General features: G+C 40.2%; 15 protein-coding genes. 2 read left to right on the top strand and 13 right to left on the bottom strand.

The annotated features are described in order from the left end of the window. Positions 1-95: 95 nt before the first annotated feature. The 9 genes from LBN07_02470 to LBN07_02430 all read right to left on the bottom strand — a co-directional run bounded on the left by LBN07_02470 (position 96) and on the right by LBN07_02430 (position 8,399). Positions 96-1,529 (bottom strand): hypothetical protein, encoded by a 1,434-nt coding sequence (locus tag LBN07_02470; GenBank protein MDR0850331.1) that lies wholly within the window; start codon positions 1,527-1,529, stop codon positions 96-98. Next, entirely contained in the window at positions 1,529-2,086 is a 558-nt protein-coding gene (locus tag LBN07_02465) for a hypothetical protein (protein MDR0850330.1), read from the bottom strand. Before LBN07_02465 ends, LBN07_02470 begins: the two co-directional genes overlap by 1 nt. Before the next feature lie 18 nt (positions 2,087-2,104). Then, a complete protein-coding gene (locus LBN07_02460; protein MDR0850329.1) occupies positions 2,105-2,455 on the bottom strand; it encodes a hypothetical protein in 351 nt (116 codons plus the stop codon). A gap of 26 nt (positions 2,456-2,481) precedes the next feature. After that, the gene (locus tag LBN07_02455) at positions 2,482-3,663 is read right to left on the bottom strand and encodes a phage major capsid protein (protein MDR0850328.1); all 1,182 of its coding nucleotides are present in this window, start codon (positions 3,661-3,663) and stop codon (positions 2,482-2,484) included. 23 nt (positions 3,664-3,686) lie between these two features. Continuing rightward, complete coding sequence (locus LBN07_02450) at positions 3,687-4,292, bottom strand: hypothetical protein (GenBank protein ID MDR0850327.1); 606 nt, start codon at positions 4,290-4,292, stop codon at positions 3,687-3,689. 160 nt (positions 4,293-4,452) lie between these two features. After that, positions 4,453-6,342: a hypothetical protein gene (locus LBN07_02445; GenBank protein ID MDR0850326.1), complete on the bottom strand. Its 1,890-nt coding sequence runs from the start codon at positions 6,340-6,342 to the stop codon at positions 4,453-4,455. A gap of 34 nt (positions 6,343-6,376) precedes the next feature. Beyond that, entirely contained in the window at positions 6,377-6,613 is a 237-nt protein-coding gene (locus tag LBN07_02440) for a hypothetical protein (GenBank protein MDR0850325.1), read from the bottom strand. Next, on the bottom strand, positions 6,597-6,974 hold the full coding sequence (locus tag LBN07_02435) for a hypothetical protein (protein ID MDR0850324.1): 378 nt from the start codon (positions 6,972-6,974) through the stop codon (positions 6,597-6,599). Before LBN07_02435 ends, LBN07_02440 begins: the two co-directional genes overlap by 17 nt. A gap of 6 nt (positions 6,975-6,980) precedes the next feature. Further along, the gene (locus LBN07_02430; GenBank protein ID MDR0850323.1) at positions 6,981-8,399 is read right to left on the bottom strand and encodes a terminase family protein; all 1,419 of its coding nucleotides are present in this window, start codon (positions 8,397-8,399) and stop codon (positions 6,981-6,983) included. A gap of 76 nt (positions 8,400-8,475) precedes the next feature. Between LBN07_02430 and LBN07_02425 the strand changes: the two genes are divergently transcribed. Next, on the top strand, positions 8,476-9,300 hold the full coding sequence (locus LBN07_02425) for a hypothetical protein (protein MDR0850322.1): 825 nt from the start codon (positions 8,476-8,478) through the stop codon (positions 9,298-9,300). On the opposite strand, the gene LBN07_02420 is transcribed toward LBN07_02425, so the two are convergent. Beyond that, a complete protein-coding gene (locus LBN07_02420; GenBank protein ID MDR0850321.1) occupies positions 9,301-9,807 on the bottom strand; it encodes a sigma-70 region 4 domain-containing protein in 507 nt (168 codons plus the stop codon). Between the two features lie 280 nt (positions 9,808-10,087). On the opposite strand from LBN07_02420, the gene LBN07_02415 reads away from it, so the two are divergent. Next, the gene (locus LBN07_02415; GenBank protein MDR0850320.1) at positions 10,088-11,977 is read left to right on the top strand and encodes a hypothetical protein; all 1,890 of its coding nucleotides are present in this window, start codon (positions 10,088-10,090) and stop codon (positions 11,975-11,977) included. Between the two features lie 119 nt (positions 11,978-12,096). Here LBN07_02415 and LBN07_02410 read toward each other — a convergent pair whose 3' ends face one another. The 3 genes from LBN07_02410 to LBN07_02400 all read right to left on the bottom strand — a co-directional run bounded on the left by LBN07_02410 (position 12,097) and on the right by LBN07_02400 (position 17,176). After that, the gene (locus tag LBN07_02410; GenBank protein MDR0850319.1) at positions 12,097-12,771 is read right to left on the bottom strand and encodes a single-stranded DNA-binding protein; all 675 of its coding nucleotides are present in this window, start codon (positions 12,769-12,771) and stop codon (positions 12,097-12,099) included. 21 nt (positions 12,772-12,792) lie between these two features. Next, a complete protein-coding gene (locus tag LBN07_02405) occupies positions 12,793-13,554 on the bottom strand; it encodes a polysaccharide deacetylase family protein (protein MDR0850318.1) in 762 nt (253 codons plus the stop codon). Between the two features lie 376 nt (positions 13,555-13,930). Next, positions 13,931-17,176 (bottom strand): DNA topoisomerase 4 subunit A, encoded by a 3,246-nt coding sequence (locus tag LBN07_02400; protein ID MDR0850317.1) that lies wholly within the window; start codon positions 17,174-17,176, stop codon positions 13,931-13,933. Positions 17,177-17,282 lie beyond the last annotated feature (106 nt).

The raw sequence follows: 17,282 nt of genomic DNA, 5'->3' as shown, positions 1-17,282 counted from the left end.
AAAAAGAAACAGGGCGCCAAACGCCCGCTTCTTGTAAATTTTAAAAAATGAGCATTATATTTCCGTTTCTGATGGTGTTTTGATAGTTAAAAATGCTAAATATTTGCAAATTCAATCTCTAATATATCAATTTTGCCGCTTGTCTGAGCCGTCAACTCAATATCAAAGGTCTCGGATACCATGTTCACCATAAACCTATTTATCCTGCCGCCTACCACACAAAAATTTCGCTTGTCCGCTTCATCCTTAACAGTAAGAATACAGTCAAGCGTTCCTCTTATGCATATACTTCTTATAGTTTTTTTCTCGGCACTATCAGCACCAAACCTCAAAAGTTTAAATGCTTTTTTAAGAGGCATGCCAAAGTTTGTGCCATCGGCGCAAAATTCGCCCATGATATCACTTCTGCTTCCTCTGGTGCCGACAAATAACTTAGCAAACCTATCTTCTACAACGGTGGCAAACGAACATATATCAAAACCGCGCATAGTGTCTTTGTGCATGGTGTCAGCATTAATTACGATAAGTGCGTTATTTACAAAGCCCAATATCGCCTCATCACCTACAATATTGCTGTCAAAATGCACTTTGAGAGCTAGATAATATTTTCCATCAAAGAAAGCTGCAACCGGCTGACCAAGGCTTTCATAAGAAGGAACCTCCAACACATCACTCTTTTTTGCCCTGCGTCCGTCAAATATATATATCCCAAGAGTGGTCAGCATAAAAATTTTGCTGCCACAGACAGCTGCCGTATCGGCATAAATTTTGGCATCACTTAAAAAGCATTCCGTTAAAACAAACTTACCGTTTTCGTTTAAGTCCAGCCTCAGCACACCAAATTCAGTAATAACCACAAGGCAGTCAAAAAAGTTTAGCAACCGCGTTATAGGTCCAAACTCCTTTCTTATACCAATCTCTCCTGCATCCTCATCAGGGGCAGTGGTTATAATAAAGTCGGGCTCACTCATAATGTCGCAATAGTGCAGCTTATATTCATCTTCCCATAGGGCTGCAAGAATTTTATTCCCAAAAACTGCGGCCGACTTTATTTTATAATCAACTGACGGAATATACGGCGGAGCGGCTGAAGTCCAGAACAATATATCGTCTTTACTATAAAATATCGCTCTGTCAAATCCGCCTATCCTATAAGCCAGCATTTCAGGAGTACTGCTCAGCTGAATGTTTGTTAAATCCAAAGCATACAAGTCTAACGAGCTGAGGCTGATGCGATAAAGCTTATTGTTACTGCAATAACATATAAGAAGGTGCAGCTCTTCTTGAGCCAGATAACTAAAAAACTTATAACTCCATGCTTTTATGACTGTTGTGTTAGCCGGAAAAGTAATTGGGATAGCATCAGGAATGGCAATTTCATGCAGTCCCAGCCCCGAACACAATCCATCGCCCATCATAAAATTATATCCCTGTGTTTTTAAAGGCAGTTTATTTGAGTTCCCGGCAAAATTAAAGCATATTTTTTGATATTTCATCGACTTACCCAAAAATTTCTTCTCATAAAACATTACAGCCACCTTCTTTCAGGCAAAATTAAGCTATCCTTTTTTGAGCACGCGCGGTTCAGCGCCTGCCTAAAGCGATTGTCCCAAATTTCAGCGTCATTATACAGCGCAGCTAAAAAGCAATACTCTGCCGATGTTCCCATAGCAAGACATTTTTCGCTGACTTTGCCACCAAAGCTGCTGAATGTACTATTAAGCGTTAATATCTGCGGGGCAACAAAGCTCGTGACTTCAACAGGACCTGCAAAATCTATAGAAACAAACCCTTCAAACAGCTTGTATTTTAATTTTTTGCCGCTTTTTGTGCGAATTTCATATATCCGCTTCATATCAGTGCTGTTTGAATACAGCTTTCCGCCAACCGGCGTCAAAGTTTGAGAAGTAAGAAGCGGAATATAATCAGTACTAATTTCGCTAAGACACAGATTGAAACTGTCAAGCAGTTTATTAAATTTCTTCTGAGTTTCAGCACTTACCGCGCTTGAGACAAAAATCGGCGCAAATTCTTCTTCCAGCCCCAGCATAAGTGATGCTGTTTTTAAAACATTTGAAACCAGCATATCATCACCTCCATTTGATTATGTATATTTTGGGTCATAGTTTTTGCCGCTGTCCAAATACTGCATAATTTCATCAAATTTCTCTTTTGCTGCATCCATGCTGTTTCTATATGATTTTTTAGCGATTTTTTGATTATTTTCTTCAATTTCACCCAAAATCTTGTTAAGATTCACGGTTTTGGTTTTGTGCAGCTTATTTAGCACCCTCGCATCAAGGTACTGGCAGCTTATACAAAAAGTATCTTTTTGCTTGCTGTTGTGCACTTCAAATATTCTTGCGGCGGTGTTATAGAGCACAAAATAACCGTCGTCTATATCTTTTATCCTGTGTGATATATCAAAAATATCATTTATGACCCTTATATACATACCTTTCTCCTAAATTTTGCTTAAATTTATGCAAACGGGTTGGTGACACTAGCCGAAATTCCGGCAAGCTTTGCCTGTGCATTAGGTCTGTTGCAGATAAGGTCTGCATACTTCACCAAAGTTGCACTGTATGTGGCAAAACCCGGAACCTGTCGGATAATCTTTCCGCTGTCATCTTCAAGCCAATTCCAATCGCCCAGCTGGTGCATAGCAAATTCTTTTGTGTCAAGCAAATACATGCTGTCATCCGGTGCAAAACGGTCAGACACAACAGGGATACCCGCAAATGAAAGCGCTTTAACACCGCCTGCAAGCTCTACAATATCAAAATTTCTCTTATAGAAAGATAAATACTGCTGGTATGCTCTTTTTACTGTTGATGAACAGGTTATAAAGTCAACCTGGCCGCCACTGATTTCTTCAAGATAGTCAATCGCAGTCTGAATCTTATTGTCACTTATTTCACCCACAGAGTTTGCAACATATGGGGTCATCCAATATGCCGTAACTTTGTCTATGCCATAAATAGACCCGATTTCTCTAAACAAAGTGCCAAGACCGGTTAATTCCTGTCCTTTTGACTTCTGAACGTACAAATGGTAGCCTGCAACCGGAGCCGTAGTCGGAGTCGGAGACAAAACAATCTGCTTAGTGCCTCTCAGAACGCTAGCAATTCTAAGTCCGCCCTGAACCAAAGTGTCATTGTTATAAATGTCAACTACCATACCCTCCATAACATTCTTAATACTATCTAAAGTCAAAGCTTTAGTAGTGTTGTTATATGCGGTCAGCGCAGCAAGCTTGCCCGTTCCGTCACCATAAAGCATACGCGAAATGTTGAAAGTGCTTGCCTTAATCAGGCCTTCCATTTCATCATTAAGCAGGTTTACAAAAGCACTGGCATCATTTGCCGAAGCCCTGAGCGCCTTGTCGCTGATTTCAATGGTGCCGTAAAGATTCTTTAATGTTGTTACAAATTGAACATAGTTATTGCCGGCAGAGGCAGGCAGTGCCCCATCTTCACTTCCGGCGCCAATTCCGCCGTTAAGGCCGACTGTGGTCATTTTTCTGATTTCTTTGCCCAAAATGTCACTGGAAGTATGTTTAATCTTTGCAAGAAGAGGGTTTGCCCCAACATTCAGCTGATTTGACACAACATCCAAATAAACTGTTTTTAATGCATTTTGTGCACTAGTTATCGTTACCATATTTTTCTCCTTTTGTCTTATGTTTATTTACCGTCAAAAATTGCCTTTGCCATTTTGCCCGCTTCAACAATATTTTTGGCAGACGCCCTTGGCGTAACACTCGGAGCAGAGCCCGCGTGACTGCTAATGAGCGTAGGCGAAGAGGCAAAATTCAACTGACTAAAATAATCATTCAGAATTTTATCCTTGATTTCGTTGTTGTTAAAGATAAATTGCTCTAAAAAACCTGTATCTTTGACTAAATTTTGAGGAAGTTTAAAGTTTTGCATAGCGATTTTACTCCACGCAATTTCAAACGGATTAGAATTTTCTTCTGATTTGTCATCTGAAAATTGCTGCAAAATCATATCCTTGAAATCATCCGCCTCAGGATGAGTCTGTAAAAAGTCTTGCAACTTTTGATTTAATGTATCGGTCTGCAAGCTTTCTTCACTCTTCTTTTTGAGGTCGGCTAGTGTCTGACACTTTTTGGTAAACTCACTCTGCAGATTGTTGTAAGCATCAAAAAGTGCTGCACTATCCTTAAATTTTCCTATGGAGCCGCCGGCATCCTGTCCAACATCTTCACTTTGTGCCGCTGCACTATGACTGCGTGCCTCAGGTTGTTCCATAATTTGTTCTTCTTCCATTTTTTACTCCTTCTAATTTTTTGATATGCTATTTGTTGATTTTTATTATATTCAAACATTCAAATTCACGTTTTGTGCACAATATCTGTGCAACTGCACAATGCGTTTCAAAGCCCTAACGAGTGATTACCTGCTTCCATATATATACCGGACGCATCTATTACTTTTTTGTCCCCTCTTTTAAATACTCTTTATGTAAATTTATATGTGCTATGAGCTTATCCTTAAGGTTGGGGTTTTGGGCAAGCTTTTGTTCAAATTCACGGCTGAGTGAAAAGGCAATATGCTTATCTATATGAATTTGATGGTCGTCAATCTCGCTTATGTCAACCACTCTGGGATTTGTCAAAAACAGAAGATTTTCTTTTTCGGCATGTCTCATATGAAGTGCGCTCAAATCAACTCCGTTTTCCCAAACACCAAGGCCCAAAATATCCAGAGCCTTTGCACGCATAAACGGAGACATTTTTCCTTCATCATCCTTAAGCAAGCCCGTCTGCAGCAGTTCAAGAATTCTGCTCTGACGCTGAGCGAGGGTCTGGAAAGCTACGCTGCTGTTGTCTATTACAACATCCTCACTATTAATATCGCTTCGGCTCCAATAAAAAACCTCAACCTCTCCGCGGTCATTATTGAGTCGCAGAAGCCTCGGCGTGTTGGCATATTGCTTATAAAGTCTGAGAATTTGCTTGGCAATATCTTTGACAGCATCCTTTATGCTGTCAACGGTGGCATTAAGTCTTGCGTCGTCCTGCTCCAAAAGTAATTGCAGCGTTACACCGCTAATGTTTCCGCTAAACAAACTGTTGGTGTTACGGGTATAATAGCTTATACCACTGATTTCAGTAAACTCATCTATCAACCGCTCTTCCTCGGCCGAAAAATCTATAGGAAGACTTCTGTCGCTCATAATGCTTGGCGGCGTGCTGCCTTGCCTGTATATCAATACCTTACCGGGACTAAGCCCCTCTTCTTCAAGATTTTCTATATCTACACTGCCATCCTCAACCATAAGCACGCCCATAGAAAGCCTGTTTAAAAATTCATGCTTGCGATTTTTTACGGCGTTATATGCCCGCTGAACCGGTATCGTACGCTCAATTACGCTACTTCCCCAAAAACAACCGGCAAGACCCACCGAAACCTGACGAATAAAAGGATATCCTCTTTTGTGTTCAGTAGCATTTATATAAGGCAGCTCTCCCATATAAAGAAGCTTGTCCTCACATACGATAATCAGCCTGCCGTTTGGATACTTTACTGTAGGCGCTTCATATTTTTCAAGAACTATAGCATGGTCATTCTTTACACTGTTTATGACACCGCTTGCAGCGGCCCTATAACCAAGGCCTCCCAAAACCTGAACCTTGTCAAGAGCAAAGACATCAACCGAACCTCCTTCAATGTCAACGCCCCAAATGTTTTTTATTGCCTGAACATTATAGGCCTTGGCGTGAATTATACTGCTGCACTCCTCAATGCTGCCGCTGCATGACGATTCAGGAAAGATTTCATATGGCGGAATTACCGCAACCTCAACGTCGCCTTCATGAATGGGAATTCTTGCTTCATCTGTTGCTATACTCTTTCCGGCACCGGCGTTCCAAATAATTTTATAAAAACTTGTGCCGCAAATTTCGCTCCATTTGGTGGCATCAAGAATTTTGCCGTAGATATTTATACGTTCACTTGTGGCATTTATTATATCACGGCTAAGCTTGGCCACTTTAATGTCCCCTTCCTCAGCACTTGCAGGAAGCACTGTGAGCGCAGGTTTAATGCGAGCAAGCTTTGAAAGTCTTGCTTCAATCAAAGGTGCTATGTGATTAAAAACTTCACGCTCCTGCCAAAAGTATTGTTTTGAATAATCCTCCACTTCATGGCCTGCCACAATTGAGCAGTATTGATTACCCATAACAAAATTGTTGTTAAGCTGCCACTGAGCCTCAAAAGGCTTGCGCTCAGTCCTTCTTTTTTTGAAGTCAGTATAGATATCCTCTACTAACTTTTTGATGACTTCTTCTTCATGTTTCTTAATTCTCTCTTGCATTTTTTATCTTCTCCTTTTTGTTATATAATTACAACTAAACGTTTTTGGAGGTATGCGGATGGTCAAAATCAGCTTTTTTCATTTTTTCATCATTTAAAAAGTTGCATGGGCTTTTGGGTATAAGCACTTTTCCGATGCGGTCATATAAATTATTTAAGCAGCTTTTGCACACACAAATGTTTTTCTTATTCAGTGTTATTTTATATGCAGCGATTTTATTGCACTCCTTGCCCATGCAGCGTACTATCTTAACATTATTCTCTATCAACATTTTCCCCTCCTTTAATCTCCTCTTCCTGTTTTAAAAGTATAAGCAGTCTATTTTTTTCCTGTTCAAGCTCCTCGTCACTCATCCGCCTGATTGCATCTATGTTATACACATCCATCAAAACCTTTGCCGCCATCACATCAGGAGGCACTTCCTTATGAATAACTTTACGCTTAATGAGCTTAAGTTTGCCGCCAAGAGCATCTAAGGCATACTCATCCACCTGCTCTTCACTTACATACCCAACCGCACGCTTAAGCAATGCCTCCTTTAAATCAAGCCTATTTGCCGTCATCACAACTTCTGTTTGCGACTCTAATTTTTCAAAACCCATGTTAAGTTGCTCATATTCTTCTTCTTTCATATGGCCTCACAATTTTTGTCGTTTTATTTTCCTATACAACTGCTCCTTATGTTTTTGCACCATGGTTTTCATATTTTGTTTTCTGTTTTCAGGTCGCGACATTATATAATATCTAAGCTCATCAAGCGCATGGTCATCCTTTTTAACAGGACTGTCGCCCAACCCCCAAAAATAGCCCTTAAATTCCCTTATTAGATTTACACAATTATTAAATATAAAAAGTCTAGGTCCATTTTCGGTTTTAAGATAACTCTTTACACGATTGATGCCGCTAAACAAATCCTTGTTGACATTCGGATTGACGGTTATGCCGTATTCTAAAAATAACTCCACCACACTTTTGGTTGAAGCAAGAGTACGCTGATTTGCTGCACTGTCAATAAGCGCAGAAAGACTGCCGTTACTAAGACGCGGCCAATTCAGTTTGTCGGCAATTTGTTTTATCTTTTCGGCATGAAAGGCTACATCACGGCCTGCCTCATAATGCTCATATATCACATAAATATTATCATCAAAATCCACTGCATAAAAGTGACAAGACAGAGGATTTTTAAGCCCCGGGTCGATAGAAATATTATCATACCACTCGTGTGGAACCGCAAAAGGCTCCACAACGTGCACAAGGGGCGAAAAGTCATTATACACGAGACCAAGAGCGGTGCTAAATTTGCCGCTTCTTCGTGTGTCAAGTTCATCAGCGCCGAGTGCATTTTCCATCAGCATTATTTCGTTTTTATCGAGGTATGGATTATCATTCCACTCCATAAACATGCACCAAATTTCGGGGTCATGAGTGTTCATATAAATTTCGTTATATACAAATGTCAGCCCCTTAAGCGGCGTCATGGTGGCAAAAATATCGCCACATTTATCCATAACACGCATGCGGCATTCAACATAAACATCCTGAGGCGGCTCTTCATCAAACCACACAAAGTCAAGGCTCATCCCCTGAAACTTTTCCCTGCCCTGATCACAGCTCTTAAACCCTATGCGGCTGACACTCCCAAAAATATTTTTTATGGTTATATAATCTATTACACCTCCTTCAGGGTTATCCTTTTTTCCGCTTAACATAGCAATATCTTCTATCCAATCGGGATTGAGATATTCAAGAATTTTCTTTTGCGCAACATCCCTCTGAACCTGCGTTGAGAGCGACACCACCCAACCGCTGACTGAGGGCTTATTTTTCCTATACGGATGAATACCCCGCGCCAAAAAAATTGCTTCAACTGCGCCGCATTCGGTCTTTCCGCTTCTGTTGCCGCCAAACACCCAACGGTTGCGCGCAGGGGATTTATGAAACTCCAGCTGTTTTTTGTGAACAATTTCACCCGTGTTATATCTAAAAATTTTATTGTTTTCAAATCTGCGCCGGGTTTCATTATAAATCTGCCTAAGTCTGTAAATAATTTCATTCATCAAAACTCCTCAATTTTTTACAATTTTTGTGTTTTTTATGTTCAGATTTTGTTTTAGAATGAAGATGAGGGAAACTATGAAAAAACTTTTTTCATTATTGTTTTTTGTGCCGGTGACACTAATTATAGTGCTTATTTATTCTCATGCACTTTTGTTGGCTCCGCAAAACAAAACTGTTTTTGCAACAGGTGACGGCGAACAATTTGCAAGAATAAAATTTGCAGGAGTTTATTTATATAAAACACCCACACTAAACGAAAGTTATATAAATATGTATTTTGAAATACCTAACACCTATTTTGTAAAACTGCTCAGCGATGCAAACGACTATTTTTATCGTGCACAATATATGGAACAAATCGGATACGTCAAAAAACTAGAGGTACAGCCAATAAGCGGTATCCCGCTACACCCATATGTTTCTGCCACATTCAGAGTTTTTAGCAGTGACGGAGCAATGCTCAAAGACGCGCCTTTCTACGCTTCAAATGCCGTGGCCGCTCTGCCCCAAAATCAAAATATTCTGCAATACATAGGCAGAATAAGCGGTGAAGAAGCGATTATTGGGCGAGGAAATGTGTGGTACTTCTGCAAATTCGGAAACTCCTCAGGCTATGTATATGGCGGGCTAAGTGATATGCTCAGCGAAATTCTGCCAAACACGGAAATATTTGAAAATGCGCCGAATCCATTTATAACTCCGGTGCTTTCATATATTGAATATCTCAAAACAAGCAACGTAAAATTTGTTGTAATAGTTGCGGTTTTGCTGCCTTCTTTTGCAATATTTTATCTGTTATATATGAAAATCACTCCAAAAAACAAAACACGCAACACACAAAAATTCAAAGAGGTCAAAACAATAAAACCGCAATATTTATATGATGACCATGAACTATAATTAAAATATAGGGCACCTTACAAGTTTTTCAAGAGAGCTACTGTCTCCACACACCATGCTGTCAACTTTCTTCAGATGCTCGTCAAAGGCCATTTCAATCCACTTTTGCCCAAGTAGCTTGTCAAAAATATCTTTATGCTCACAGGCTACCGTTTCAACTTCGTTTTCAAACGCAGTCAAAGCCCGGCTCAGCTTTCTAAAATACGTACGCATACCCCAATTCTTAAGCTCGGCAATATCCTTATTCTGCATATTGTCTACATAGCGCAGCATCAGAAGTTCGGAATGCTCTTTGGGTATTTTAAGAAAAATTTGTTCTATTATTACTTTCAAGTTTATTAAATCAATCTTATTTTCGGTATAACCAATTATTTTTTCGGCTTGATTTCCCGATTCTGCAGCAGCACTACAGGCCATACGGTTTATACATTTGTCAAGTGAGGCCGTGATTACTCCAAGAAACTTATACACTGTCAACATTGTTCTGCACCATACTCTATAATTCATATTTCCCTCCTCTTTGTTTTTTATTCTTTACTTGTCGTGTTGTCCTCGTCATTATATATGACAAATATTTCAAAAGTCAATTTTTAGTGACATATTTTTGAATAATTTTGTAAATATCTTTATCGGGTGCCTTATTTATGCGCAAAATTCGACATTTTCCGCCAATGATTAAAACATATGTTTCATATTGTTTTTGTTAAGGGCTTTATCTTCAGCAGTTTACTTTTAATGTCTTTTGTGATATAATTTGAGTGTTAAGCAAGTTTTAACGGAGATAATTATGAAATTTGTCAAAACACTCTTCATATTTTTAATATCTGCCCTGCTATTTACTTCTCAAAGCACGCCAAGTTTGACTGCTTTGGCTTATGGGGGCAATTTTGCCGCGGGCGAATTTACATCGGCAAAACGCATAACTATATATGGAGATACTCTGGTAGTAACTGATGGAGGAAGCACCGATATAACCACACCAAATCAAATTCAAATCATTGACAAAACCAAACTTGAGCAATCTGATTGCGCTTATAATATAGGCGTATTTGGAGCAGCTGATAATGGACTTGTTAATCCCCTTATCTCATTAACCGACAGCAACAGCATTTATGTATATTACAACTATACCAACACAACAGCAGGACCTCATCACATAAAACAATTTGATATGGCGGGAAATGTTATAAAACCTAGCCCAACCTCAACAAGCTTCACTGAAGTGAACAACCTTAACCAATATTTTAACAGCACTGAAATTGACAATAACAACCTTAAGACAATAAGCGATATGACTGTGGACAGCTTCGGCAATATTTATGCCGCAATGTCATGGAACAAAAATGCGACAGACTATGGAGCACTGATAAAGAAAACCTTAGCTGGTTTTGAAATGGTAAATATAGACACAACGTTGCTTAGTGCTGTCCCACTAATTCAATCAAACAGCAGGCTATTTCCATCAAGTGACACAAACAATCTGATTGTGGTGACAGATACTACGGTAATAACAATTGATACAACACTAGGCGAAGTTGTAGATAAAATAGACATCAACATACCTTTCGATGACATAAACACCGATTATAAAGATAATTTATACTTCTATGAGTACGGCGGCACTTATACTCACACTCTCACCAAACTTTCCGCCCCAAACTACAACTTACCTGAAGTTTTTGATATAGGCTCAAGTAATGCGACAATTCCAAACGATAAAATAGACAACAATATTCAAATGCATGGCTTTACATTTGACAAGGTTACGGCAGACGGATACTTTCTTATGGCCAGCAATATTGCCACAATAGACCTGAGTGATATCGTTGACAACCTTCGGAATTTTGAAAAGCCCGACTATACTCAGCAGGTTATGCTGGATAGCCCCATAGAAATTATGAAGCTGAAAAACACTGCCACAAGCTATGCCTATCCTTATGCAATTTCACCTGAACAGAACTTTGACACAAACGACTTCGTTTTTGTGCTGGGTGAAGAAAACAATTTCAAGTATTGTCTTGTCACAAATCAAGAAAATTATAACTTCACCACTTATATTCACAAAAACAATCTCACCGCAGCAGCTACGCAGACAATTTCAAACCCCAATATGATAACTTTTATAAATGCAAAAAGATACAAATTTCCAAGCAGTCTAAAAACAAGAGAAACAATTATTTCACCGCTGATGCTTGGCGATATTCCGTCAAACACAAAAATTAAGGCTGTGCGTCTGCTTGAAGATTACAAAGATTTTTTAAATGCATCTTTTTATGAAATTGAAACTATCGACCATAAATATTATTATGTAAACACCTTGGTTTTGACCTCATATAACAAGGATGCAACTGCCGAATTCATCCGCTCAAACGCCGCAGTCAACATAACCGACGGCAGTGCCATAGCGGCAATATATGATGCGGCGGGAGGCACAGTAATATATTCTCTGCAGCACGGCACGCGCATAAAAGTTGTGGGTAACATTGACCGAAATCAGGAATATACCCTGATTGAATACCTTGACCAAACCGATAATGTGGCACAGGGATATATCAAAACCAAATACATAGAGATGGACGGTATCAAAACCGAAATCATCATTGCAATCATTCTCGCCATTGCAGCAGCCATACTAGCTGTAGTTTTAATAGCAGTCTCTAAAAAGAATAATAAATAAAAGGTGTATTTACAGTCTGCAGGGTTATTCAGTAATAATATACCGCATCTAAAAAAAGAAGGCGGAAATAAATGATAAAACCTCTCATGTGAGAGGTTTTATGTTGTAATTTATTATTTTCAACTTCCGCTAGCCTCGGTTTTTATATCAAAGCCATCAAAAGTGTCACTAAGTTTTTGCGCTCCTCCGTCAACTGACAGCTTATTGACTGATATTTCGTAGGCGGTTTTTGTGAGCATCATATCATCATTTAGGCGTTTTTGATATTCACGGCTCTGAATTCTGCCCACCAGAAACACTCGGCTTCCAACTTCAATGGCCTTTGCAAATCTGGCATTTCTTCCCCATGCAATGCAAGGCAGATAGTCCGACTTGTTATAGGCACGGTTAACAGCAAGAAGCATATCACAAATCTCCCGTTTAAAAGGTGTTGTGCGATATATAGGCGCTTTACACAGATATCCGCTTAGTTCTATAATGTTTGGATTGATACTGTCATCATACTCTGCAAGTTCTCTTACAAAAACAGTAAGCATCAGTTTGCTTTTGTCGTCAGCAACTTTGTTATAACTCCTAAACTGTCCACGTACTCCCACCATACTCCCCAGCTTAAACTGATTTTCAAGCAACCGCTCAGACACAGTTATCGGGATTATATCACTGTGGTCACTCAGCCTCGGGACTTCCAGATTAAGCTCATAAAACCCTTCACCATAAACATCGTGGCTGAATTTGGGCTCACTCACCACTTTACCCATCAAAAATACTTTATTGTTTTCCATTAGCTCGTACATAAAAACCTCCTATGTTTTTTGTTAATTTTGTATTTGTACTCCCTGAGAATTGATGCTATAATTTTGTGTATAAATCAGTTCACCTATGCTTACAAACTGATACCCGCGCCCTTTCAAAGCTCCTATCACACCGTCAAGAGCTTCAAGTATGTGGTCAGAATTGTTGTGACACAGAATTATTGAGCCGTTTTTTACTTTGGTAATTATATTTGAAGTAATTCTGTTTCCATCAATCCCCTGCCAATCGAGAGAATCTACATCCCACTGAATTGTAATAAGCCCCAACTTTTCGGCTTCGGTCAAAACTTGATTGCTATAACTTCCAAACGGTGCCCTAAAAAGCTTTACAGGCTTGTTGGTGCGAGCAGTTATTTTCTCCATCGAAGTTTTAAGTTCAAGAAAAATTTGGTTGGAGTCAAGCTTTACCAAATCCGGATGAGTGTTGCTATGTGTGCCAATCTCAAAGCCTCTTGCGTCAATAAGCTCAACCATTTCGGGATACTTATCTACCCAAAAGCCCACCAAAAAGAAGGTTGCCGTAACATTGTGGCGGTCAAGTATATCCATAATCTTCTCGGTTTTGTCGGCACCCCATGCTGCGTCAAAGCTTATGGCTATCTTTTTTTCGTCCGTCTGCACCGAATAAACCGGAATTTTCCGTTCTTGCCCAAAATAGGCCGAAGCCAGCGTCTTGCCGCCAAAGTTTACGCTAAGAAGAGCTATGACCACAATCATCACAGCAATAAGTTTGAGGTTATTTGATTTTAAAACATGAAAATGCATTTTATCCTCGCTATTATGATATATTTTTTAAAGGTTTTTACAAAATGGAGCCATGGTAGTATCTTGTCGAAATTTTGAGTTTAATAACTAGTTATGTTGTTTTAAGCTTTTGTATATAAATATGTTTTTACAGCTATTTCTATGATAAAAAAATAATCTGACTTTTTCAAATCAGTTTACCAACTAAAGTCTTTTAGTTTTGAAAAAAACAAAAAGAAGCAATATCACCTTGCTTCTTTACGTCTATTCGCTTTAATACTATTTTCTTTTCAGAAAGAGTTGTCTTTAGTCATTTCTTGAATCTGAGGAAACAATTGCTTTCTGGTAATATAATAGTTTTTGCTTTCATTTAAAACCTCCTGATTTTAATTATGCATTACTCTATCAGATATTTATGTCCATTTATAATTTCACCGGCGCCTTTTTCAATAATCTTACCCTTGCCCGTGCGGCTTTCTATTACAACAAGGTCAGTGTTTCTGCCATAAAGTGTGCTTTCAGCTTCACCTACAATATAATATGGCGCAGTTACGGTGTCAGCAAACACAAGCTTGCTGCCGTTGGGACCAAAAGGCATGAGCCTCAGACCCTTGCGGTATCTTGCCATGACATCAATACTGCTGACCACTACCCGCTTGGCATATGCTTTGTCGGTAAGCATAACAACCTCACCTTCGTCAGAGGTTTGCCCGGCAAATACGCAGTAGTCGCCGCTTCCCAGATTTATACCTTTGACTCCACCCGAAATTCGGCCCTGCAGCGGCACATCATCTCTGCCTGCGTTAAGCACCATTCCATCTTTTGTCACAAACAGCAGTGTAGTTCCGTCGCGCTCTACATCCATACCGATAATCTCATCATCATCTTTTAATTTTGCTGCAGCAAATGACGATTTAAGCAGTCCGTATTCCTTTATATCAGTGCGTTTTACCATCCCGCTCTTGGTGAAAAACAGCAAGTTCCCCTTAGGCAAAGTTTCTTCATCGGTGCTTAAAATATATATAACGCGCTCGTTTTCGCTCATATCCTTAATCACTTTGCTGGGCGGAGTGCCCTTGTCTTTAAACCTGCTCTCAGGAATGGAGCGCACAGGAATTTTATAACAGTTACCAAGGTTTGTGAACACAAGTGCAAACTTGTCGGTGTCAGAAGGCACCAGAATATTGTGCGCCTCAGCAAGCGTTGAGGTTTCTCTAAACTCCCTGATTGACGTCAAAAAGAATTTTCGGTTGATAATTTTTATGTTGCCCATGGCGTTTACCGCAATATATACCTCTTGTGTAGCTTTTTTGTCCTGGTCGCTGGGGATAGCCACCTCGGCGTTTTTCATGACAACCGTCTGACGTTCTTTTTTATATTGCTTCTTTATTGCAAGCATTTCGGATTTTACCAAATCGAACTGTAGTTTCTTTGAATTCACAATAGCCGTAAGCTTTTTTATAAGCTCCTGAAGCTGCTTTATCTCTTCTTCAAGCTTAAATACTTCAAGACTGGTAAGACGAGCAAGCCTCATATCCAAAATCGCCTGAGCCTGACGCTCACTCAGATTAAACTTTTCTCTGAGGCGCTGCCTTGCAGTTGTGGTGTTTGGCGAGGTCTTTATAATCTTTATTACAGCATCAATGTTACGTATTGCAATCAAGAGTCCGCTTAAAATATGCTCGCGCTCTTTGGCTTCTTCAAGCTCATACTTGCTGCGCCTCAGCACCACCTCACGCTGATAGTCCACGTAATATTCCAAAATTTCAAGCAAGCTCATCTGCTTAGGTTTCCCGCCGGCAATGGCCACCATGTTCACGCCAAAGGTGGTTTGCAGGTTGGTGTATTTAAACAAAAAGTCGCAAATCGCTTTGATATCGGCATCTTTTTTGACTTTTACCACAGCTCTGATACCCTTGCGGTCCGATTCATCCCTTATGTCAGCAACGCCGCTCAGCACATTTTTGCCGTCCTCACGCAAGACTGCAATTTTTTGAAGGATTGCTGCCTTATTGGTCTGATAAGGAATTTCAGTTATTACAATATTACGCTTGTCGGCGCCATCGGTTTCAATATGAATTTTAGCCCGCATTATAATTCTGCCTCTTCCTGTAGCATAAGCCTGTTCAATTTCGGAGTTGCTTAAAATATATCCGCCTGTCGGAAAATCGGGCGCTTTTATGATTTTCATCATTTCTTTAAGTGTAATTTTAGGATGGTCAATATAAGCACAAACACCGTCAATAACTTCGGCCAAATTGTGCGGAGGTATGTTTGTTGCAAGCCCTACCGCAATACCCGTAGTGCCGTTCACCAATATATTAGGAAATCTTCCGGGCAAAACATCCGGCTCTTTTAGAGTATCGTCAAAGTTAAAATTCCACTTTACCGTATCTTTTTCAAGGTCACGCAAAAGTTCCATGGCAAGAGGTGCCATACGCGCTTCGGTATAACGCATGGCGGCAGCACTGTCACCGTCAATGCTTCCAAAATTTCCGTGCCCTTCAATCAAAAGCCCATTGGTATTATAAGGCTGAGCCATACGCACCATCGCATCATAAACCGAAGAGTCTCCGTGAGGGTGATACTTACCCATACAGTCCCCCACTATACGAGCAGATTTTCTAAAAGCCTTATCAGGGGTGACGCCAAGCTCCAGCATCGAATAAAGTATGCGTCTCTGTACGGGCTTAAGTCCGTCCTCAACTCGGGGCAGGGCCCTATCAAGTATAACATGCTCCGAATATGGTATCATAGAGTCATGCAAAACCTGGTCTAGACTTCGATAAAGCATACCGTCAACCACATCCTCGCCGGACTGATCACTTACTATCTTTTCAGCGATTTCGGTTGGCTCATCCTCGGCAAAGTCAAAGCTCTGATGTTCAACTTCTTCGTTATTTGCGGCTGTTTCTTCGTCAGCCCCAACAAGCTCTTCCATCTGTGAAACTTTGTCCCCTTCTTCGGCGTTATTCATCTCAATTTCGTCTTTTTCTGTCAACTCACTAACCCCCTGTTCTATAGGTTTGTTTATAGCTTCTTGCTTTTGTGCGCTTATTTTTATTGTATTCACTGCTTTCGATATACTTATTTGCGTTTTTCTTACTATTTTTTCTTTTTCTATAACCTTTTCAGGTTCATCCGCTTTCTCAGCCGTTTCTTCCCTTGTCTCATCTTCAAGTTTAGCCATCTGCTCAGGCTCTTCTGTTTCTTCTATATTTTCCTGTTCCACAGCAGTTTCTTCTTTGATATCAGCATCTTGCCTCGTAACTTGTTCTATGTACTCTGCTGCGGGCTCTTCCTCAAAAGGCTCCTCTTCTTCCAAAATCTCTTGCTGTTGGGCGGCCTCTTCTGCCTCTGCCCTATCAGTTCTATCCTGCTGCTGTTCAAGCATATCCTCAACCAGCTCTTCCTCTTCTTGCGTCTGTTCTATTTCCTGTTCAAAAGCCCCCTCTTCAATCTGCCGCTGCTCATCCTTGTCGTCCACAAACTCGGCATATGTTAGCTCCTCCAACCCTATCTGTCCGCTGATAGGCTCCATAAAGCCGGTCTCGTCCTCATCTAAAGGGGGCAAGGCCATCTCTTCTATTCCTATCTGACCGTCAATCGGGTCATTATTTTTTGGCAGTTCTTCGTCCGACATATATCTCCTACAACATTAAATACTCGCCTTTTTCTCTTCAAGGCGATTGAATAAATATCCGTGAACAAGTCTGCAGGCCACACAGTGGCCGAAGCCCTAGTGAACG

Source organism: Christensenellaceae bacterium (genome assembly GCA_031260975.1).
Taxonomy (GTDB): Bacteria; Bacillota; Clostridia; order Christensenellales; family UBA1242; genus JAISKJ01.
The sequence above is the reverse complement of the archived record's forward strand: the minus strand, read 5'-3'. Positions and strand labels throughout refer to the sequence as shown.